Genomic DNA, 19,689 nt, shown 5'->3' on the forward strand with positions numbered 1-19,689 from the left:
GGCTGGTGCGTCGGGCCGTCCTCGCCGAGGCCGACCGAGTCGTGCGTCCACACGTAGGTGACGGGCAGCGACATGAGGGCCGACAGCCGGACCGCGTTGCGCATGTAGTCGGAGAACACCAGGAAGGTGCCGCCGTAGATGCGGGTGTGGCCGTGCAGCGCGATGCCGTTCATCTCCGCGGCCATGGCGTGCTCGCGGATGCCGAAGTGGATCGTGCGGCCGTACGGGTCCGCCTCGGGGAGCGGGTTGTCCGCGGGGAGGAACGACGACGTCTTGTCGATCGTCGTGTTGTTCGAGCCGGCCAGGTCGGCGGAGCCGCCCCACAGCTCGGGGATGACCGGGCCGAGCGCCTGGAGCACCTTGCCGGACGCGGCGCGGGTGGCGACGCCCTTGCCCGTCTCGAAGACCGGGACCTTGCCCTCCCAGCCGTCCGGCAGCGCGCCCGCCTGGATGCGGTCGAACTCGGCGGCCCGCTGCGGGTTGCCCGCGCGCCACTCCTGGTAGCCCTTCTCCCACTCGGCCCTGGCCTGGGCGCCGCGGTCGAGGGCCTTGCGGGTGTGGTTGATGACCTCGTCGGCGACCTCGAAGGTCTGCTCCGGGTCGAAGCCCAGCACGCGCTTGGTGGCGGCCACCTCGTCGTCGCCGAGCGCCGAGCCGTGCGCGGCCTCGGTGTTCTGCGCGTTCGGGGCGGGCCAGGCGATGATCGAGCGCATCGCGATGAAGGACGGCCGGTCGGTGACCCGCTTGGCCTCCTCGATCGCCGCGAAGATCGCCGTGTGGTCGAGGTCGCCGTCCGACTTCGGCTCGACGCGCTGGACGTGCCAGCCGTACGCCTCGTACCGCTTGGCGGTGTCCTCGGAGACCGCAGTCTCCGTGTCGCCCTCGATCGAGATGTGGTTGTCGTCCCACAGCAGGATCAGGTTGCCGAGCTTCTGGTGCCCGGCCAGCGAGGACGCCTCGGAGGAGATGCCCTCCTGGAGGCAGCCGTCACCGGCGATCGCGAAGACGAAGTGGTCGAACGGAGAGGTGCCGGGGGCCGCCTCCGGGTCGAACAGACCGCGCTCGTAGCGGGCGGCCATCGCCATGCCCACCGCGTTGGCGACGCCCTGGCCCAGCGGGCCGGTCGTGGTCTCGACACCGGTGGTGTGGCCGTACTCCGGGTGGCCGGGGGTCCTGGAGCCCCAGGTGCGGAACGCCTTCAGGTCGTCCAGCTCCAGGCCGAAGCCGGCCAGGTAGAGCTGGATGTAGAGGGTCAGGGACGAGTGGCCCGCGGACAGCACGAAGCGGTCCCGGCCCACCCAGTCGGCGTCCGCCGGGTCGTGCCGCATCACCTTCTGGAAGAGGGTGTACGCGGCCGGGGCCAGGCTCATCGCCGTACCGGGATGGCCGTTGCCGACCTTCTGTACGGCGTCGGCGGCCAGGACGCGAGCGGTGTCAACGGCCCGCTGGTCCACTTCGGTCCACTCGAGGTCTGTGGTGGTCGGCTTGGTGCTCACCCTGAGTCAGGGCTCCTCTCCACATGTCGAATGCCGGTGATGTCGGTCTCACCGGCCGTTGTCGAGCCTACCCTTGCTGGAACACGCATCTTCTCGCGTCGTTCCAGACTGCCGGGCCTGCGTCGGATCCGCCTCCCGGCGGCCCTCGGCGGGGTTCCTCAGGTGATGCCGGGGCCGCTCGGACGAGGTCGTCACCGGGTTCCCCGGGCCGGGTGCGAACACACACCTATATAGGGGTCCTTCGCCGCGGTTACGGCATGCGGCCCAACACGACCCGACCCCCGCGAAGGGCCAGGTATAGGCAACGTCTACAGTGGCGTGGTACGCGCGAGCCTTTACCGGGACTTCACTTCCAGGAGTCCGCAACGGGGGTTCGCTGGAGTCTCTGTCAGGGGTGTGCGTGACGGCCGTCGAATCCCGTCCTCCGGGTGGGGGTCCTTCCCAGGCCCTTCAGGATGTGGGAGAGCTCGGGACGAGCCCGAGCAGCACGGACAGCAGCCGGATCCGGCGGCCGTTCGGGGCCCGCGTCAAGGCGTTCGTGGCGCTGACCAAGCCGCGGATCATCGAGCTGCTGCTCATCACGACCGTGCCGGTGATGTTCCTCGCCGAGCAGGGTGTGCCCGACCTGTGGCTGGTGCTCATCACGTGCGTCGGCGGATACCTCTCCGCCGGCGGCGCCAACGCGCTCAACATGTGGTACGACCGCGACATCGACGCCCTGATGGACCGCACGTCGCAGCGCCCCCTGGTCACCGGGATGGTCAGCCCCGCGGAGTGTCTGGTCTTCGGCATCTCCCTCGCGGTGATCTCCACGCTGCTGTTCGGCTTCGCCGTCAACTGGCTGTCCGCGTGGCTCTCCCTGGGTGCCCTGCTCTTCTACGTGGTCGTCTACACGATGATCCTCAAGCGCCGCACCTCGCAGAACATCGTGTGGGGTGGCATCGCGGGCTGCCTGCCGGTCCTCATCGGATGGTCCTCGGTGACGGACTCGATGTCCTGGGCGCCGGTCATCCTCTTCCTCGTGATGTTCTTCTGGACGCCGCCGCACTACTGGCCGCTCTCCATGAAGGTGAAGGACGACTACGCGCGCGTGGGCGTGCCGATGCTTCCCGTCATCGCCTCCAACAAGGTGGTGGCCAAGCAGATCGTCCTCTACAGCTGGGTGATGGTCGTGGTGTCGCTGCTGCTGACCCCGCTCGGCTACACGGGCTGGTTCTACACGGCGGTCGCGCTGGTCGCTGGCGGCTTCTGGCTGTGGGAGGCGCACGGTCTGCAGAACCGCGCCAAGGCGGAGGTCACGGGCGCGAAGCTCAAGGAGATGCGCCTGTTCCACTGGTCCATCACCTATGTGTCGCTGCTCTTCGTGGCGGTCGCCGTGGACCCCTTCCTGCGCTGATCCGCTCTTCGGTCCTCACGACGGGTGGGGTGCGTGGCCCAGGCCACGCACCCCACCCGTCGCTTGTTGCGCTACTCGTCGGTAGCATCCTCCTCATGGCAGAGACTCAAGCGGTTGAGGCGCCCGGTCGGGCGGCGAAGGACGAGCGCCGGGCGGCCAAGCTGGCCAAGGAGATCGGCGCGTTCGCCAAGGCGCACGGCGGCGCCGAGGGCCAGCTCGCCTACATCGGCGAGCGGGGCACCCGGATCGCGCTCGTCGGCGAGGACGGCGGCTGGGGCAACCTGATGGCGGACACCTACGAGGTGGCGCAGAAGGCCGTCGAGAAGGCGGGCATCACCGTCCAGGAGGACTTCGACGGCGACTTCGCCGCCAAGGTCGAGACCGGCCCCTACGAGTGGAAGCGGATGGCCGGAATCCAGATCGGCGGCTGACGTCCGCCCCGGTGGCGATGGGCGCAGGTGTGCGACGGGCGGTCGGCCAACACCAGGCGCCCGTTCACCCGTTAGGACTGGAGAAGCGCGGTCCACGCACGGGGAGCCCCGGATGATCGAAACGCCGACCCTGGTGGATCAGTACTGCCACGGCGTGCTGCGTACGGAACTGGGCCTCGGCACGTTCGAGGCCCATCTCGCCCGGGGCGAGGGCCCGCCCGCCCCCGGCACGACCTTCTTCGACACCCAGACCGGGTTCGCGATCCGCCGCTGGTGCCCGCCACTGCTCGGTCTGGAACCGCACTGCCCGCCCGCCCGGTACCTCGCGCGCCGCCGCGAGCTGGGCGTCCTCGAAGCGGGTCGCCGACTGCTGCGCGGCAGCGGCATCACCACGTACCTCGTCGACACCGGGCTGCCCGACGACCTCACCGGGCCCGCCGAGCTGGCCGCCACCGCGGGCGCCGAGGCCCACGAGATCGTCCGCCTCGAACTGCTCGCCGAACAGGTCGCGGACACCTCCGGATCCGTCGAGTCCCTCCTCGCGAACCTGGCCGAGTCCGTGCACGCGGCGGCCGCCGAAGCCGTCGCCTTCACCTCCGTCGCGGGCGTACGGCACGGACTCGCGCTGGCGCCGCAGCCGCCGGGCCCCGGCGAGGTGCGGGGCGCGGCCGGGCGCTGGCTCGCGGGACGGCCCGTCGGCGGCGCCCTCACCGATCCGGTCCTGCTGCGCCACCTGCTCTGGATCGCCGTCGCCACGGGCCGGCCGCTGCAACTGCACGCGGGGCTCGGCGACCCGGGCCTGCGCATCGACCGCACCGACCCCGTGCTGCTCGCCGACTTCGCGCGGGCCACCGCCGGCCTCGGCACGGACCTGGTCCTGCTGCACGGCTACCCGTACCACCGGCACGCGGCCCATCTGGCCGGAATCTTCCCGCACGTGTACGCGGACCTCGGACCTGCGCTGGCGCGGACCGGGGCGCGCGCGGCCGAGGTGCTGGCCGAGATCCTCGAGTCGGCGCCGTTCGGGAAGCTGCTGTTCTCCAGCGGGGCCCGCGGCATCCCCGAGCTGCACGTCGTCGGCGCCCGCTCGTTCCGCGAGGCGCTCGGCCGGGTGCTGGGCGGCTGGGTCGCCGACGGGGCCTGGTGCGCCCAGGACGCGCGGCGGGTCGCCGCGATGATCTCCGGGGACACCGCGCGGCGCGTGTACGGACTCGGCCCCGCGGACGGGACCGGCGGACCGGCTCAGGGCTGAGACGCCGGGCCGTGCGGCGGGTCGGGGGAACCGCCGGGGGGATCAGACCGACGAGAGTTCCGGGTCCGCCTGGGCCGGCAGGTCCACGGCCGGCTCCGGACGCTCGCGCAGCGAGAGCACGACCCGCAGGACACCGATCCAGACCAGCGCCGAGCCGAGCATGTGCAGGCCGACGAGGATCTCGGGCAGGTCGGTGAAGTACTGGACGTAGCCGAGGACGCCCTGCGCGAGCAGGATCAGGAACAGGTCCCGGGTGCGGTGCAGCGGGCCGCGGGGCGCGTCGACCGCCTTGAGGACGAACCAGAGCGCGAAGGCCAGTGTCACGACGACCCAGGCGAGCACCGCGTGTGCCTTCGCGACCGTCTCCCAGTCCAGCGGCATCCGCTTGACGTCGCTGGAGTCCCCCGCGTGCGGGCCCGCGCCGGTCACCACGGTGCCCACGGCGATGAGGGCGCCCGAGGCGGCGGCCATGACCCAGACGAGCTGCTTGATGGACGTGCCGACCAGCGGGCGCGGCGCGCCGTCACCCTCGCGGCTGCGCTGCCACATGACGACGGCGATCGTGAGGAGGGCGGTGGTGAGGATGAAGTGCGCCGCGACCGTGTACGGGTTGAGACCGACGAGGACGACGATGCCGCCGAGGACCGCGTTGCCCATGACGACCCAGAACTGGGTCCAGCCGAGGCGGGTCAGGGACCGGCGCCACGGCTTCTGGGAGCGGGCCGCGATGATGGCCCAGCCGACCGCGGCGCACAGCACGTAGGTGAGCATGCGGTTGCCGAACTCGATGGCGCCGTGGAAGCCCATCGCGCTCGTCGCGGTCAGGGACTCGTCCGTGCACTTGGGCCAGGTCGGGCAGCCGAGGCCCGAGCCGGTCAGGCGCACCGCGCCGCCGGTCATGACGATGACGACGGTCATGACGACGGCGGACATCGTCGCGCGCTGCACGGTCCGCTGCGTGGGGGTCCAGCGGGCGGCGATGAAGGCGAGCGGGTTGCGCACCGCCTGGGCGGCGTCGGCGCGGGTCAGCTTTGGCACGGGCCCATCGTAGGCGCCGCCCTTGTGCATCGGTTCACGAGGGGGTGCGAACCGGACGTGAGGTGCCTCTCGGTCGCTACGCGGCGGCCCGCCCCGGCCTCACTCCCAGCGGAAGAAGCGGCCCGCGGCGCCGAGCCCGGCGGCCGCCCAGACGGCCAGGATCCCCAGATCGGCCCACGGCATCCCGGCACCGTCCTTGAGGACGTCGCGCAGCCCGTCGGAGAGCGCCGAGATGGGCAGCAGCTCGAGCACCGACCGGGCGGCGTCGGGGAACTTGTCGAGCGGCACGATGACGCCGCCGCCCACGAGCAGCAGCAGGAAGACCAGGTTCGCGGCGGCCAGCGTGGCCTCCGCCTTGAGGGTGCCGGCCATCAGGAGTCCCAGGCCGGAGAAGGCGGCCGTGCCGAGGACCAGCAGGAGCAGCACCGCGAGCGGGTTGCCGTGCGGGGACCAGCCGAGCGCGAGGGCGATCAGCGCGAGCAGGACGACCTGGAGCACCTCGGTGACCAGGACCGAGAGCGTCTTGGCCGTCATCAGCCCCCAGCGGGGCAGCGGCGAGGCGCCGAGCCGCTTGAGGACCCCGTAGCGCCGCTCGAAGCCGGTCGCGATCGCCTGCCCGGTGAAGGCCGTCGACATGACGGCGAGCGCCAGGATGCCGGGCGCCAGGAAGTCCACGGCCTCGCCGGAGCCGCCCGCCGTGTCCGTGGGCACCTCCACGATGTCGACCGAGGAGAACAGGACCAGCAGGAGCGTGGGGATGACGACCGTCAGCAGCAGCTGTTCGCCGTTGCGCAGCAGCATCCGGGTCTCGAACGCGGCCTGGGCGGTGATCATGCGCAGGAGCGGTGCGGCTCCCGGGGCGGGCGTGAAGACACCGGCGGTGGTGCGCGCGGGTCCCGTCGGATCGATGGCGGTCATCCGCGCAGCTCCCTGCCGGTCATTTCCAGGAATACGTCTTCGAGGGTGTGTCGCTCGACGGAGATCTTGTCCGGCATCACGCCGTGCTGGGCGCACCAGGAGGTGACCGTCGCCAGGAGCTGGGGGTCGATCGTGCCCGACACCCGGTAGGAGCCCGCGGTCAGCTCGGCGGCCGCCGAGTCGGCGGGCAACGCCTTGAGCAGGGAGGCCACGTCGAGTCCGGGGCGGCCGGTGAAGCGCAGCGTGTTCTCGGCGCCGCCGCGGCACAGCTGCTCGGGGGAGCCCTGCGCGATGACCCGGCCCGCGTCGACGATCGCGACGTCGTCGGCGAGCTGCTCCGCCTCGTCCATGTAGTGCGTGGTGAGGATGACCGAGACCCCGTCGGTGCGCAGGTCGCGGACCAGGTCCCAGGTCGCACGGCGGGCCTGCGGGTCGAGGCCCGCGGTGGGCTCGTCGAGGAAGACCAGCTCGGGCCGGCCGACGACGGCCAGGGCGAGGGCCAGGCGCTGCTGCTGCCCGCCGGACAGCCGCCGGTAGCTGGTGCGGCCGCAGCTGCCCAGGCCGAGGCGCTCGATGAGTGCGTCCACGTCGAGCGGGTGTGCGTGCAGCCGCGCGACGTGCCGGAGCATCTCGTCGGCGCGGGCCCCGGAGTAGACACCGCCGGACTGCAGCATCACGCCGATGCGGGGGCGCAGCGCGGAGGCCTGCCCGACGGGGTCGAGGCCGAGGACGCGGACCGTGCCGGCGTCGGGCCTGCGGTAGCCCTCGCACAGCTCGACGGTGGTCGTCTTGCCGGCGCCGTTGGGGCCGAGGACGGCGGTGATGCCGGGGGCGGCGGTGAGGTCGAGGCCGTCGACCGCCGTCTTGGTGCCGTACCGCTTCACCAGGCCGGTGATCTCGATCAGGGGGTGCGGCGAGGGGCGCCCCGGCGCAGGGAGGCGATCGGGAGAGGGCACGGCGGGCTCGCTTCGCATGGTGGCCAAGTCTAAGGACGGCCCCGGGGTGCCGGGCGCGCGGGGCGCCCGGCTCCCGCGGCGGCCCGTCAGGAGGTGGCGGTGCGGTGCAGCGGCAGCCACTTCGTCGCGTACGCCACCGCGTCGGCGACCGGGAAGAGGCGGGCCTCGGCGGCGCCGACGCGGCCCCGGACGACGGCGGTGTCCCGCTCGAAGTCCGCGCCGAGCTCGCCGAACCCGTCGTCCGAGATCGACACCTCGGTGACGTGCTCCCAGCCGTGCGGGCCCGGCCGGCCCACGTCGGCGGTGGGCGGGGACGGCACCCGGTACTCGGCGAGGTGGAAGGCCGTACAGCTCTCGTAGCCGGCGCCGAGGAGCAGCGTGCGGGCGCCGAGCTCCTCCAGGCGGGCCAGCGGGCTGCGGTCGCCGAGCCGGCAGTCGGCGGCGTGCCCGTCGAGGACCGCGGCGGCGCGCGGGCCGACCGCCGCGAAGGAGGTCTGGGGGTGTGCGCTGCGCTGGGCGCCGGGCCAGGTGCGCACCGTCTCGGGCACGATGCCGACGCCGCGGGTGCGCGTGGTGCGCGGGTCGTAGACGGGCATGGTCGTGCGCACGGTCTCCCACCATGCGGCCGGGACCGGCGGGGCACCCCAGTGCGCCGGGTCGGACAGGTCACCCGACTGGGCGGGGACCACGAGGGTGCCGTCGGGGCCGAGGGCGTCGAGGAGGGCCTGGACCACGGCGACCGCGCCGCCGTTGACCCAGCCGAGGCGGGAGAGGGAGGAGTGCACGAGGAGGGTCTCGCCGCGGGCGGCGCCGAGTGCGCGCAGGTCGGCGGCGAGCGAGGCGCGGGTGACGAGCGGGCCGGTCGGCAGGGGTTCGGGCATGGGCACAGTCTCCTGACGCGGGCCCGCGACCGCCACGGGTTTCCGGCCGGGTGAGGGGCGCGGCTGATCGATCAAAGATCGTTTCCGCAGGTCACGCAGGGTGCTTACTTAGGTTTACCTAAGTGATGCACCGCACCGTGGGCCGGTCGCCACGCGGCTTGTCAGGCTCTGAGGAATTACGCAACAATGGCGTTGTGAAAAACGTCGGCGAGGCTCAGGAGGCTCCTGCGGGGGCCCCGCACGAGGAGCTCGCGACCGGTTTCCGCAGCGATCGATCGACGCGCAACCGAGTCGCGCGGTCCATCCTGGACCACGGCCCCTCCACGGTCGCCGACCTCGCCGGGCGCCTCGGCCTCACCCAGGCCGCCGTCCGCCGCCATCTCGACGCCCTCGTCGCCGACGACGTCGTCGAGCCCCGCGAGCAGCGGGTCTACGGAGCGCGCACCCGCGGCAGGCCCGCCAAGGTGTTCGCGCTGACCGACTGCGGCCGGGACGCCTTCGACCAGTCCTACGACAAGCTCGCCGCGGACGCCCTGCGCTGGATCCAGGAGCAGGCCGGAGGGGACGACGCGGTCGTCGCCTTCGCCCGGGCCCGCATCGCCGCCCAGGCCGCCCCCTACAAGGCGGCCGTCGAGGCGGCGGAGCCCGAGGAGCGCGCCCGGGCCCTGGCCAGGGCGCTGAGCGCCGACGGGTACGCTGCCACTGCGCGCAGCGCGCCCCTCCCGCAACAGGGCGAGCAGCTCTGCCAGCACCACTGTCCGGTCGCCCATGTGGCGGAGCAGTTCCCGCAGCTTTGCGAGGCGGAGACCGAGATGTTCTCCCGACTGCTCGGCACCCACGTCCAGCGACTGGCCACCATCGCCCACGGTGACGGCGTCTGTACGACGTTCATCCCCAAGGGCGCCCCCAAGACCGATACCAACGCATCTGCAAGCACCGCCGGGAGGAACCCCGCATGACTCTCCCCATCGAGGAGACGGCCCACCCCGAGCTCGAGGGCCTGGGCAAGTACGAATACGGCTGGGCGGACTCCGACGCGGCCGGTGCCTCTGCCAAGCGCGGCATCAACGAGGACGTCGTCAAGGACATCTCGGACAAGAAGTCCGAGCCCGAGTGGATGACCAAGCTGCGCCTCAAGGGCCTCAAGCTCTTCGAGAAGAAGCCCATGCCGAACTGGGGCTCCGACCTCTCCGGCATCGACTTCGACAACATCAAGTACTTCGTGCGCTCCACGGAGAAGCAGGCGGAGTCCTGGGAGGACCTGCCCGAGGACATCAAGAACACGTACGACAAGCTCGGCATCCCCGAGGCGGAGAAGCAGCGCCTCGTCGCCGGTGTCGCGGCCCAGTACGAGTCCGAGGTCGTCTACCACCAGATCCGCGAGGACCTGGAGGAGCAGGGCGTCATCTTCCTCGACACCGACACCGCCCTGAAGGAGCACCCCGAGCTCTTCAAGGAGTACTTCGGCACGGTCATCCCGGCCGGTGACAACAAGTTCGCCGCGCTGAACACGGCCGTGTGGTCCGGCGGCTCCTTCATCTACGTGCCGAAGGGCGTGCACGTCGAGATCCCGCTCCAGGCCTACTTCCGTATCAACACGGAGAACATGGGCCAGTTCGAGCGGACGCTGATCATCGTCGACGAGGACGCCTACGTCCACTACGTCGAGGGCTGCACCGCGCCGATCTACAAGTCGGACTCGCTGCACTCCGCCGTCGTCGAGATCATCGTGAAGAAGGGCGCCCGCTGCCGCTACACGACGATCCAGAACTGGTCGAACAACGTCTACAACCTGGTCACCAAGCGCGCCGTGGCGTACGAGGGCGCGACCATGGAGTGGATCGACGGCAACATCGGTTCCAAGGTCACCATGAAGTACCCGGCCGTCTACCTGATGGGCGAGCACGCCAAGGGCGAGACGCTGTCCATCGCCTTCGCGGGCGAGGGCCAGCACCAGGACGCCGGCTCCAAGATGGTCCACATGGCGCCGAACACGTCGTCCAACATCGTGTCCAAGTCGGTGGCGCGCGGCGGTGGCCGTACCTCGTACCGCGGTCTCGTCGAGATCGGTGAGGGCGCCGCCGGATCGAAGTCCAACGTGCTGTGCGACGCGCTGCTCGTCGACACGATCTCCCGCTCCGACACGTACCCGTACGTCGACGTCCGCGAGGACGACGTGTCCATGGGCCACGAGGCGACCGTCTCCAAGGTCTCCGAGGACCAGCTCTTCTACCTGATGAGCCGCGGCCTGAGCGAGTTCGAGGCCATGGCCATGATCGTGCGCGGCTTCGTCGAGCCGATCGCCAAGGAGCTGCCCATGGAGTACGCGCTCGAGCTCAACCGGCTGATCGAGCTGCAGATGGAAGGCTCGGTCGGCTGACGCCGGTCGACCGTTCCAGCAGCCCACTTACGTACGAAAGAGAGCGCTACGACAGCCATGGCTGAGGCTCAGAACATCCCGGCCGGATCCACGACCGCCGGACAGATCGCGGTGGCCGCAGAGTCGACCGTCGCCACGCGCATGAGTGCGCCCCCGTCCTTCGACGTGCAGGACTTCCCGGTCCCGCACGGCCGCGAGGAGGAGTGGCGGTTCACGCCGCTGGAGCGGCTGCGCGGGCTGCACGACGGCACCGCCGTCGCGACCGGCACCGGCGTCAAGGTCGACGTCGACGCGCCGGCCGGTGTCACCGTCGAGACCGTCGGCCGGGACGACGCCCGCGTCGGCAAGGCCGGCACGCCGGTCGACCGGATCGCCGCACAGGCCTACTCGGCCTTCGAGCAGGCCTCGGTCGTCACCGTCCCCAAGGACACGGTGCTCGCCGAGCCGATCCGCATCGCCGTGCACGGCGAGGGCGGCGTCGCCTACGGCCACCAGGTCATCGAGCTGGGCGCCTTCGCCGAGGCCGTCGTCGTCATCGACCACACCGGTGACGCCGTGCTCGCCGCCAATGTCGACTACCTGCTCGGCGACGGCGCGAAGCTGACCGTCGTCTCCGTCCAGGACTGGGACGACAAGGCCGTGCACGTCGCGCAGCACAACGCGCTCGTGGGCCGCGACGCCGGCTTCAAGTCCGTCGTCGTGACCTTCGGCGGTGACGTCGTCCGGCTGCACCCGCGCGTCCAGTACGCGGGCACCGGCGGCGAGGCCGAGCTGCTCGGCCTCTACTTCACCGACGCCGGTCAGCACCAGGAGCACCGCCTCCTGGTCGACCACAACACCCCCCACTGCACGTCGAACGTCGTCTACAAGGGCGCGCTCCAGGGCGACGACGCGCACGCCGTGTGGATCGGTGACGTCCTCATCGAGGCCGCCGCCGAGGGCACGGACACGTACGAGATGAACCGCAACCTGGTGCTGACCGACGGCGCCCGCGTCGACTCCGTGCCGAACCTGGAGATCGAGACCGGCGAGATCGTCGGCGCCGGTCACGCCTCCGCCACCGGCCGCTTCGACGACGAGCAGCTGTTCTACCTGATGGCCCGCGGCATCCCCGCGGACGAGGCGCGCCGCCTCGTCGTGCGCGGCTTCTTCGCCGAGCTGGTCCAGCAGATCGGCGTCGACGACATCGAGGCCCGGCTCCTCGAGAAGATCGAGGCCGAGCTGGAGGCCACCGTCTGATGGCCTTCGTACGCGCCTGTGGGCTGAGCGAGCTGGAGGAGGACACCCCGAAGCGGGTGGAACTCGACAGCACGCCGGTCTCGGTCGTCCGCACCGAGGGCGAGGTGTTCGCGATCAACGACATCTGCTCGCACGCGAACGTCTCGCTCTCCGAGGGCGAGGTGGAGGACTGCCAGATCGAGTGCTGGCTGCACGGCTCCGCGTTCGACCTCCGTACCGGCAAGCCGTCCGGCCTTCCCGCGACGCGCCCCGTCCCCGTATACCCCGTAAAGATCGAAGGAGACAGCGTCCTCGTTGACGTACGCGTCTCCCTCACCCAGGAGTCCTGAGGCACCCATGGCAACGCTTGAAATCAAGGACCTGCACGTCACCGTCGAGGCCGACAACGCCACGAAGGAGATCCTCAAGGGCGTCGACCTCACCGTGAAGCAGGGCGAGACGCACGCCATCATGGGCCCGAACGGCTCCGGCAAGTCGACCCTCGCCTACTCGCTCGCGGGTCACCCCAAGTACACGATCACCAGCGGCACCGTCACCCTCGACGGCGAGGACGTCCTCGAGATGTCCGTCGACGAGCGCGCCCGCGCCGGCCTCTTCCTCGCCATGCAGTACCCGGTCGAGGTCCCCGGCGTCTCGGTGAGCAACTTCCTGCGCACCTCCGCCACCGCCGTCCGCGGCGAGGCCCCCAAGCTGCGTACCTGGGTGAAGGAGGTCAAGGAGGCCATGGAGAAGCTCTCCATGGACCCGTCCTTCGCCGAGCGCAACGTGAACGAGGGCTTCTCCGGCGGTGAGAAGAAGCGCCACGAGATCCTCCAGCTCGAGCTGCTCAAGCCGAAGATCGCGATCCTCGACGAGACCGACTCCGGCCTGGACGTCGACGCCCTGCGCATCGTCTCCGAGGGCATCAACCGCGTCCGTGAGAACGGCGAGGTCGGCACCCTCCTGGTGACCCACTACACGCGCATCCTGCGCTACATCAAGCCCGACTTCGTGCACGTCTTCGCGGGCGGTCGCATCGTCGAGTCCGGTGGCGCCGAGCTCGCCGACCAGCTGGAGAACGAGGGCTACGACAAGTACGTGAAGGGCGGCGCAACGGCGTGACACAGCAGCTGCCGGGCCTCCTCGACACCGAGGCGATCCGCAAGGACTTCCCGATCCTCGACCGGGTGCTCCACGACGGCAAGAAGCTCGTGTACCTGGACAACGCGGCGACCTCGCAGACGCCGCGCCAGGTCCTCGACGTGCTCAGTGAGTACTACGAGCAGCACAACGCCAACGTCCACCGCGGCGTGCACGTGCTGGCCGAGGAGGCCACGGCGCTGTACGAGGGCGCGCGCGACAAGGTCGCCGCGTTCATCAACGCGCCGAGCCGCGACGAGGTCATCTTCACGAAGAACGCCTCGGAGTCGCTCAACCTCGTCGCCAACATGCTCGGCTGGGCCGACGAGCCGTACAAGGTCGACCACGAGACCGAGATCGTCATCACGGAGATGGAGCACCACTCCAACATCGTTCCGTGGCAGCTGCTCTCGCAGCGCACCGGCGCGAAGCTGAAGTGGTTCGGCCTCACCGACGACGGCCGCCTCGACCTGAGCAACATCAACGAGGTCATCACCGAGAAGACGAAGATCGTCTCCTTCGTGCTCGTGTCGAACATCCTGGGCACCCACAACCCGGTCGAGGCCATCGTGCGCCGCGCCCAGGAGGTCGGCGCCCTGGTCCTGATCGACGCCTCGCAGGCGGCGCCGCACATGCCGCTCGACGTGCAGGCGCTGCAGGCCGACTTCGTGGCCTTCACCGGCCACAAGATGTGCGGCCCGACCGGCATCGGCGTGCTCTGGGGACGGCAGGAGCTCCTGGAGGACCTGCCGCCGTTCCTCGGCGGTGGCGAGATGATCGAGACCGTCTCGATGCACTCCTCCACCTACGCTCCCGCGCCGCACAAGTTCGAGGCGGGCACGCCGCCGATCTCGCAGGCCATCGGCCTCGGGGCGGCGATCGACTACCTGAACTCGATCGGCATGGAGAACGTCCTGCGGCACGAGCAGGCGCTGACCGAGTACGCGGTCAAGCGGCTCCAGGAGGTCCCCGACCTCAGGATCATCGGACCGACCACGGCCGAGGACCGGGGCGCCGCGATCTCCTTCACGCTCGGCGACATCCACCCGCACGACGTGGGCCAGGTCCTCGACGAGCAGGGCATCGCGGTCCGGGTCGGCCACCACTGCGCGCGGCCGGTCTGCCTGCGGTACGGAATTCCTGCGACCACGCGAGCGTCGTTCTATCTGTACTCCACGCCCGGCGAGATCGACGCTCTCGTCGACGGCCTGGAGCACGTACGGAACTTCTTCGGCTGAGCGCTGGGACGGATGGGACTGGGAACGTGAAGCTGGATTCGATGTACCAGGAAGTCATCCTGGACCACTACAAGCACCCGCACGGGCGCGGTCTGCGGGATGGCGACGCCGAGGTGCACCACGTCAACCCGACGTGCGGCGACGAGATCACGCTGCGCGTGAAGTACGACGGCGAGAAGATCGCCGACGTCAGCTACGAGGGCCAGGGCTGCTCCATCAGCCAGGCCTCGGCCTCGGTGCTGAACGACCTGCTGGTCGGCAAGGAGCTCGCGGACGCGCGGCAGATCCAGGAGACCTTCCTGGAGCTGATGCAGTCCAAGGGCCGGATCGAGCCGGACGACACGATGGAGGAGCTCCTGGAGGACGCGGTCGCGTTCGCCGGGGTCTCCAAGTACCCCGCCCGGGTCAAGTGCGCCCTCCTGAGCTGGATGGCGTGGAAGGACGCGACGGCAAAGGCCTTCGCGGAGGAGGCGAAGACCGCATGAGCGACAACACGGCAGTGGAGATGAAGCCGGCCTCCGAGGAGGAGGTCCGCGAGGCGCTGTACGACGTCGTCGACCCCGAGCTGGGCATCGACGTGGTCAACCTGGGCCTCATCTACGGCATCCACATCGACGACGCGAACATCGCGACGATCGACATGACGCTGACGTCCGCGGCCTGCCCGCTGACCGACGTCATCGAGGACCAGGCGAAGTCCGCCACCGACGGCATCGTCAACGAGCTCCGGATCAACTGGGTCTGGATGCCGCCGTGGGGCCCGGACAAGATCACGGACGAGGGCCGCGAGCAGCTGCGCGCGCTCGGGTTCAACGTCTGAGTCCGTGCTGAGCTGATCGCCGCGCTCCGGCCCCGTCCCCACGCGCTGGGGGCGGGGCCGATCGCGTTCCCGCCGGGCGCTGTTCGGCTCCGCGCCGGGCCCGTGTCACCCGGAGTTGGTGATCGGAGCTCAGGGTTCCCCTTCGACACCACGTCGTCGAAGGGGAACCCGTGCCGTCTCACACCTCGCGCCACACCGCTGTCGCCGCCGCCGGCGGGCTCGTCGCGTTCGCCGCGTTCGGGCTCGCCGCGCCGGCCGGGGCGGCCGCGGCCGCGACGCCGACCATCTCGCTGTCCAGTGCGTACCTGTCCGGGGCGGTCGGTGCCACCGGGGACCCGACCGTGACCGTGCAGGTCGCGCAGAGCGGCACCGACGCCTCCGCGCTCACCGTCACCGCGAGCGCCAGCAGCAGGACCTCCGTCGCGCAGACCGGCGACGTCACCGTCTCCGGGACCGGCGCGAGCCGCACCGTGTCCGTCGCCGCGCGCGGGCAGGGCTACACCGACCTCACCCTCGAGGTGACCGGCAGCGGCGGCGCCACCGCCACCGCCAAGCTGCACTACGCGGCGTCCGAGTCCGTGCAGGCCCCGGCCGACACCCGCTACCTCACCGGCTCCTCCGACGCCTCGGCCGCCGTCGACGTGGGCGACGGTCATGTCGTCGTCGCGGACGACGAGAGCAACGTGCTGCGGCTGTACGACGGTTCGGCCTCCGGCGCGCCCGTGCGCACCTGGGACCTGTCCGACGCGCTGGGCGCCGACAAGGAGGTCGACATCGAGGGCGGTACCCGCGTCGGCGACCTCATCTACTGGACCGGCTCGCTCGGCAACAACAAGAGCGGCGAGTACAAGGCCGACCGCAACACCGTCTTCACGACCTCCGTCAGCGGCTCCGGCGCCGCCACCCGGCTCAGCTACGAGCACGCGTACACCAAGCTGCGCGACAAGCTCGTCGACTGGGACGAGGCGAACGGCGACCGGTACGGCTTCGCCGACGCCACCGCGGACGGGCAGGTGCCCAAGCAGATCGACGGGTTCAACGTCGAGGGCCTCGAGTTCGCACCCGGCTCCACGACCACCGCCTACCTCGGTTTCCGCGCCCCGCTGGTGCCCCCGCAGAACGGCGGCAAGGCCCTCCTCGTGCCCGTCACCAACGTCGACCAGGTCCTCGCGAGCGGCGCCGCGCCCGTCTTCGGCGCCGGCATCGAACTGGACCTCGGCGGACTCTCCGTGCGCGACATCCGCAAGAACGCCCACAACCAGTACGTCATCGTGGCCGGCAGCTGGGCCGCCGACGACAACTCCGACCCGTACGCCCTCTACCGCTGGGACGGGGTCGCCGGGCATGCGCCGAGCAAGCTGCGCGACCTGCCGACCAGCGACCCGGGCGGCTGGGAGTCCGTCGTCTCCGTGCCCGACCTGGACACGGCCGGCGGCCGCGTGCAGCTGATCACCGACAACGGCGACGCCGATCTGTACGGGGACGGGACCGCGGCCAAGGACCTCACGCACGACGCGTGGAAGAAGTCCCGGACGGTGCGCTTCCCGCTGTCCTGACCCGGCTCTCGTCCCGCGAGTCCGGCGGGCGCCGGCGCGGACGGGTGCGGACGGGTGTGGACGGGTGTGTACGGGTGTACGCAACGATATGTACACTCGTACGCATGGGGTACGTACTGCTCGCCGGCGCCATAGCCGCCGAAGTGGCCGCCACCACGGCCATGAAGTACAGCGAGGGGTTCAGCAGGCTCTGGCCGTCGCTGATCACCCTCGTCGGGTACGTCGTCGCGTTCGCGCTGCTCGCGCAGACGCTGAAGACCGTCCAGATCGGCACCGCCTACGCGATCTGGGCGGGCACCGGCACCGCCGTCATCGCCGCCATCGGCATGGTCTTCCTCGGCGAGGGACTGACCCCGGCCAAGGTCGGCGGCATCGTCCTCGTGATCGGCGGGGTCGTCCTGCTCAACCTGGGCGGTGCGCACTGATGGCCCGGCGCTACGACCCGGAGCGCCGCCAGCGCATCATCGACGCCGCGATCCGCGTCGTCGGCGCCAGGGGCATCGCCGGGCTCAGCCACCGCAGCGCCGCCGCCGAGGCCGACGTACCGCTCGGCTCGACGACGTACCACTTCAGGACCCTCGACGAACTCCTGGTCGCCGCACTGCGCCAGGCCAACGAGGGCTTCGCCAAGGTCGTCGCCACCCGCGGCGCCTTCCAGGACCCGCGCACCGACCTCGCCGACGAACTCGCCGGGATCCTCGGCGACTGGCTCGCCGGGGAACGGGTCGGCGTCGAGCTCGAGTACGAGCTCTACCTCGCCGCCCTGCGCCGGCCCGCGCTGCGGCCCGTCGCCGCCGAGTGGTGCCAGGGACTGACCGAGGCGATCGCCGGACGCACCGACCCCGTCACGGCGCGGGCCCTGGTCGCGCTCATGGACGGCATCTGCCTCCAGGTGCTGCTGACCGACGGGACGTACGACGCGGGGTACGCCCGCGAGATGCTGGCCCGGCTCCTCGTGGCGCCCGTCAGCTGAGACGGGCGGGGCACCGGTTCGCCTCCGCGGGGCCGCGCCGATTAGGTTGGGCCCCATGACCGACACGACTGCCACACGTACCACCGGCGCCGTCGCCGCAGGCCTCGCCACCGTCTCCGCCGACGGCACCGTTCTCGACACCTGGTTCCCCGCCCCCGAGCTCGTCGACGGGCCCGGCCCGGCCGGCTCCGAGCGGCTCACCGCCGAGCGCGCCGTCGAACTGCTCGGCGAGGGCGCCGCGAAGGCGATCGGGTCCGACGCCCGGCGCGGTGTCGAGGTCGTGGCCGTGCGCACGGTCATCTCGTCCCTCGACGACAAGCCGCTGGACGCGCACGACGTCTACCTGCGGCTCCACCTGCTCTCGCACCGCCTGGTCACGCCGCACGGCCAGAACCTCGACGGCATGTTCGGCTTCCTGGCCAACGTGGCCTGGACCTCGCTCGGCCCGGTCGCCGTCGACGCCGTCGAGCAGGTGCGGCTCAACGCCCGCGCCGAGGGCCTGCACCTCGCCGTGACCAGCATCGACAAGTTCCCGCGGATGACCGACTACGTGGCGCCCAAGGGCGTGCGCATCGCCGACGCCGACCGCGTCCGCCTCGGCGCGCACCTCGCCGAGGGCACCACGGTCATGCACGAGGGCTTCGTGAACTTCAACGCGGGCACCCTCGGCACCTCCATGGTCGAGGGCCGCATCTCCGCCGGCGTCGTCGTCGGCGACGGCTCCGACATCGGCGGCGGCGCCTCCACCATGGGCACGCTCTCCGGCGGCGGCAACGTCCGCATCACGATCGGCGAGCGCTGCCTCGTCGGCGCCGAGGCCGGCGTCGGCATCGCCCTCGGCGACGAGTGCGTCGTCGAGGCGGGCCTCTACGTCACGGCCGGCACCCGCGTCACGATGCCCGACGGCGAGATCGTCAAGGCCCGCGACCTGTCCGGCGCCTCGAACATCCTCTTCCGCCGCAACTCGGTGACGGGCGCCGTCGAGGCCCGCCCGAACAACGCGGTCTGGGGCGGCCTGAACGAGGTCCTGCACAGCCACAACTGACCCGCCCGGCACCACCAGCAGCGGCCCGCTCCGGAGCACCCGGGGCGGGCCGTTGCCGTGCGGGCGGACGGGTCAGGCCGCGGCGTGGGGAACTTTCTGCGGCCCGGTGGCATAGCGGGGGCGGCCCGCAGGCGTCGTGAGGGGTACAGGAGATCCCGAGAGCGGGGGAGAGAAGGTGACGATGGATGCGGGCAGAGAGGCGGACCACCGGAGCGCGGAGAGTTTCCGGGAGTTCGTGGCGAACCGGTCGTCCGCGCTGCTGAGGACCGCCGTGCTGCTCAGCGGCGGCGACCGGCACGCCGGTGAGGACCTGCTGCAGAACGCGCTGATCAAGGTCGCCGGGCGGTGGAACCGCGTGGAGGACCCGGAGGCGTACGTCCGGCAGGTCCTGTACCGGCAGCAGATCAGCAGATGGCGGCTGAAGTGGCCGCGCCGCGAGGTCAGTTACGGGCAGGTGCCGGACACGGCCGCGGCCGGGGGCGACGACGCCGCCGCCGAACTGCGCGTGGTGCTGCGCGCCGCGCTGTCCCGGCTGACCGCGCGCCAGCGCACCGTCCTCGTCCTGCGCTACTTCGAGGACCTGCCCGAGGCCGACGTGGCCCGGCTCCTCGGCTGCTCCGTGGGCACCGTACGGTCCACCACCCACCGCTCGCTGGCCCGGCTGCGCGCCGTCGCGCCCGAGCTGGCCCTGCTCGGTGCGGCCGACGGCGAACAGCCGCCGTCCCGCGACTACTCGCCCGTGGAGGTGCGCCCGTGAACGTGGACGAAGTGATCAAGGACGCGCTGCGCGAGCAGGCCGCCGGGGTCGCCCCCGCGCCCGCCGACCTCGCCGACCGGGTGCTCGCGACCCGGCGCCGGCGGCGCACGCGGACCGTCGCGGCGGGCGCCGTCGCGGTCACCGCCGTGGTCGTCGGCGCCGTGCTCGTGCCCGGCAGCGGCGGCGGCGAGGAC

At 71.3% G+C, this 19,689-nt stretch carries 21 protein-coding genes and 1 pseudogene; 17 read left to right on the forward strand and 5 right to left on the reverse strand.

What is annotated here, in order from left to right; genetic code table 11:
• On the reverse strand, positions 1-1,496 hold a 1,496-nt coding region (locus GTW43_RS17785), incomplete at its 3' end, for a transketolase (protein ID WP_161303002.1).
• A 457-nt stretch (positions 1,497-1,953) separates the two neighbouring features.
• Here GTW43_RS17785 and GTW43_RS17790 point away from each other — a divergent pair.
• From GTW43_RS17790 to GTW43_RS17800, 3 genes are all read left to right on the forward strand, one after another.
• Positions 1,954-2,892 carry a heme o synthase gene (locus tag GTW43_RS17790; RefSeq protein WP_343246042.1) on the forward strand — a complete coding sequence of 313 codons (939 nt, stop codon included), beginning with the start codon at positions 1,954-1,956 and terminating at the stop codon, positions 2,890-2,892.
• Between the two features lie 95 nt (positions 2,893-2,987).
• Positions 2,988-3,323 carry a hypothetical protein gene (locus tag GTW43_RS17795; RefSeq protein WP_161303003.1) on the forward strand — a complete coding sequence of 112 codons (336 nt, stop codon included), beginning with the start codon at positions 2,988-2,990 and terminating at the stop codon, positions 3,321-3,323.
• 112 nt (positions 3,324-3,435) lie between these two features.
• Positions 3,436-4,575, forward strand: a complete 1,140-nt coding sequence (locus tag GTW43_RS17800; RefSeq protein ID WP_161303004.1) for an amidohydrolase family protein — start codon at positions 3,436-3,438, stop codon at positions 4,573-4,575.
• A gap of 42 nt (positions 4,576-4,617) precedes the next feature.
• On the opposite strand, the gene GTW43_RS17805 is transcribed toward GTW43_RS17800, so the two are convergent.
• From GTW43_RS17805 to GTW43_RS17820, 4 genes are all read right to left on the reverse strand, one after another.
• Complete coding sequence (locus tag GTW43_RS17805; protein ID WP_161303005.1) at positions 4,618-5,643, reverse strand: COX15/CtaA family protein; 1,026 nt, start codon at positions 5,641-5,643, stop codon at positions 4,618-4,620.
• Positions 5,644-5,712: 69 nt separating this feature from the next.
• A complete protein-coding gene (locus GTW43_RS17810) occupies positions 5,713-6,531 on the reverse strand; it encodes an ABC transporter permease (protein WP_161303006.1) in 819 nt (272 codons plus the stop codon).
• On the reverse strand, positions 6,528-7,505 hold the full coding sequence (locus GTW43_RS17815; RefSeq protein ID WP_237536660.1) for an ABC transporter ATP-binding protein: 978 nt from the start codon (positions 7,503-7,505) through the stop codon (positions 6,528-6,530). Before GTW43_RS17815 ends, GTW43_RS17810 begins: the two co-directional genes overlap by 4 nt.
• A 68-nt stretch (positions 7,506-7,573) precedes the next feature.
• Positions 7,574-8,368 (reverse strand): AAC(3) family N-acetyltransferase, encoded by a 795-nt coding sequence (locus GTW43_RS17820; RefSeq protein WP_161303007.1) that lies wholly within the window; start codon positions 8,366-8,368, stop codon positions 7,574-7,576.
• A 194-nt stretch (positions 8,369-8,562) separates the two neighbouring features.
• On the opposite strand from GTW43_RS17820, the gene GTW43_RS17825 reads away from it, so the two are divergent.
• The 14 genes and pseudogenes from GTW43_RS17825 to GTW43_RS17890 form a co-directional block, all read left to right on the forward strand.
• A complete protein-coding gene (locus GTW43_RS17825) occupies positions 8,563-9,327 on the forward strand; it encodes an ArsR family transcriptional regulator (RefSeq protein ID WP_161303008.1) in 765 nt (254 codons plus the stop codon).
• Positions 9,324-10,748: a Fe-S cluster assembly protein SufB gene (gene sufB / locus GTW43_RS17830; RefSeq protein WP_161303009.1), complete on the forward strand. Its 1,425-nt coding sequence runs from the start codon at positions 9,324-9,326 to the stop codon at positions 10,746-10,748. Before GTW43_RS17825 ends, sufB begins: the two co-directional genes overlap by 4 nt.
• 57 nt (positions 10,749-10,805) lie before the next feature.
• Positions 10,806-11,987, forward strand: a complete 1,182-nt coding sequence (sufD, locus tag GTW43_RS17835; protein ID WP_161303010.1) for a Fe-S cluster assembly protein SufD — start codon at positions 10,806-10,808, stop codon at positions 11,985-11,987.
• Positions 11,987-12,316 carry a non-heme iron oxygenase ferredoxin subunit gene (locus tag GTW43_RS17840; protein WP_161303011.1) on the forward strand — a complete coding sequence of 110 codons (330 nt, stop codon included), beginning with the start codon at positions 11,987-11,989 and terminating at the stop codon, positions 12,314-12,316. The genes sufD and GTW43_RS17840 overlap by 1 nt, the downstream gene beginning before the upstream one ends.
• 7 nt (positions 12,317-12,323) lie before the next feature.
• Positions 12,324-13,088: a Fe-S cluster assembly ATPase SufC gene (gene sufC / locus GTW43_RS17845; protein ID WP_161303012.1), complete on the forward strand. Its 765-nt coding sequence runs from the start codon at positions 12,324-12,326 to the stop codon at positions 13,086-13,088.
• Positions 13,085-14,344 carry a cysteine desulfurase gene (locus GTW43_RS17850; RefSeq protein WP_161303013.1) on the forward strand — a complete coding sequence of 420 codons (1,260 nt, stop codon included), beginning with the start codon at positions 13,085-13,087 and terminating at the stop codon, positions 14,342-14,344. The genes sufC and GTW43_RS17850 overlap by 4 nt, the downstream gene beginning before the upstream one ends.
• 26 nt (positions 14,345-14,370) lie before the next feature.
• Positions 14,371-14,829, forward strand: a complete 459-nt coding sequence (gene sufU, locus GTW43_RS17855; protein WP_161303014.1) for a Fe-S cluster assembly sulfur transfer protein SufU — start codon at positions 14,371-14,373, stop codon at positions 14,827-14,829.
• Positions 14,826-15,164, forward strand: a complete 339-nt coding sequence (locus tag GTW43_RS17860) for a metal-sulfur cluster assembly factor (protein WP_161303015.1) — start codon at positions 14,826-14,828, stop codon at positions 15,162-15,164. Before sufU ends, GTW43_RS17860 begins: the two co-directional genes overlap by 4 nt.
• Before the next feature lie 170 nt (positions 15,165-15,334).
• Complete coding sequence (locus tag GTW43_RS17865) at positions 15,335-16,720, forward strand: hypothetical protein (protein ID WP_161303016.1); 1,386 nt, start codon at positions 15,335-15,337, stop codon at positions 16,718-16,720.
• A 104-nt stretch (positions 16,721-16,824) separates the two neighbouring features.
• Positions 16,825-17,145, forward strand: coding sequence for a multidrug efflux SMR transporter (locus GTW43_RS17870; RefSeq protein ID WP_161303017.1), 321 nt, complete (start codon positions 16,825-16,827; stop codon positions 17,143-17,145).
• Positions 17,145-17,693, forward strand: coding sequence for a TetR family transcriptional regulator (locus tag GTW43_RS17875; RefSeq protein ID WP_161303018.1), 549 nt, complete (start codon positions 17,145-17,147; stop codon positions 17,691-17,693). The genes GTW43_RS17870 and GTW43_RS17875 overlap by 1 nt, the downstream gene beginning before the upstream one ends.
• Before the next feature lie 55 nt (positions 17,694-17,748).
• Positions 17,749-18,738: a 2,3,4,5-tetrahydropyridine-2,6-dicarboxylate N-succinyltransferase gene (gene dapD, locus GTW43_RS17880; RefSeq protein WP_161303019.1), complete on the forward strand. Its 990-nt coding sequence runs from the start codon at positions 17,749-17,751 to the stop codon at positions 18,736-18,738.
• 181 nt (positions 18,739-18,919) lie between these two features.
• Positions 18,920-19,495, forward strand: coding sequence for a SigE family RNA polymerase sigma factor (locus tag GTW43_RS17885; protein WP_161303020.1), 576 nt, complete (start codon positions 18,920-18,922; stop codon positions 19,493-19,495).
• Positions 19,492-19,689: pseudogene (locus tag GTW43_RS17890) on the forward strand (WD40 repeat domain-containing protein); the annotation flags it as partial. The gene GTW43_RS17885 and the pseudogene GTW43_RS17890, both read left to right, overlap by 4 nt.

It is taken from the genome of Streptomyces sp. SID5785 (assembly GCF_009870065.1).
Classification (GTDB): domain Bacteria; phylum Actinomycetota; class Actinomycetes; order Streptomycetales; family Streptomycetaceae; genus Streptomyces.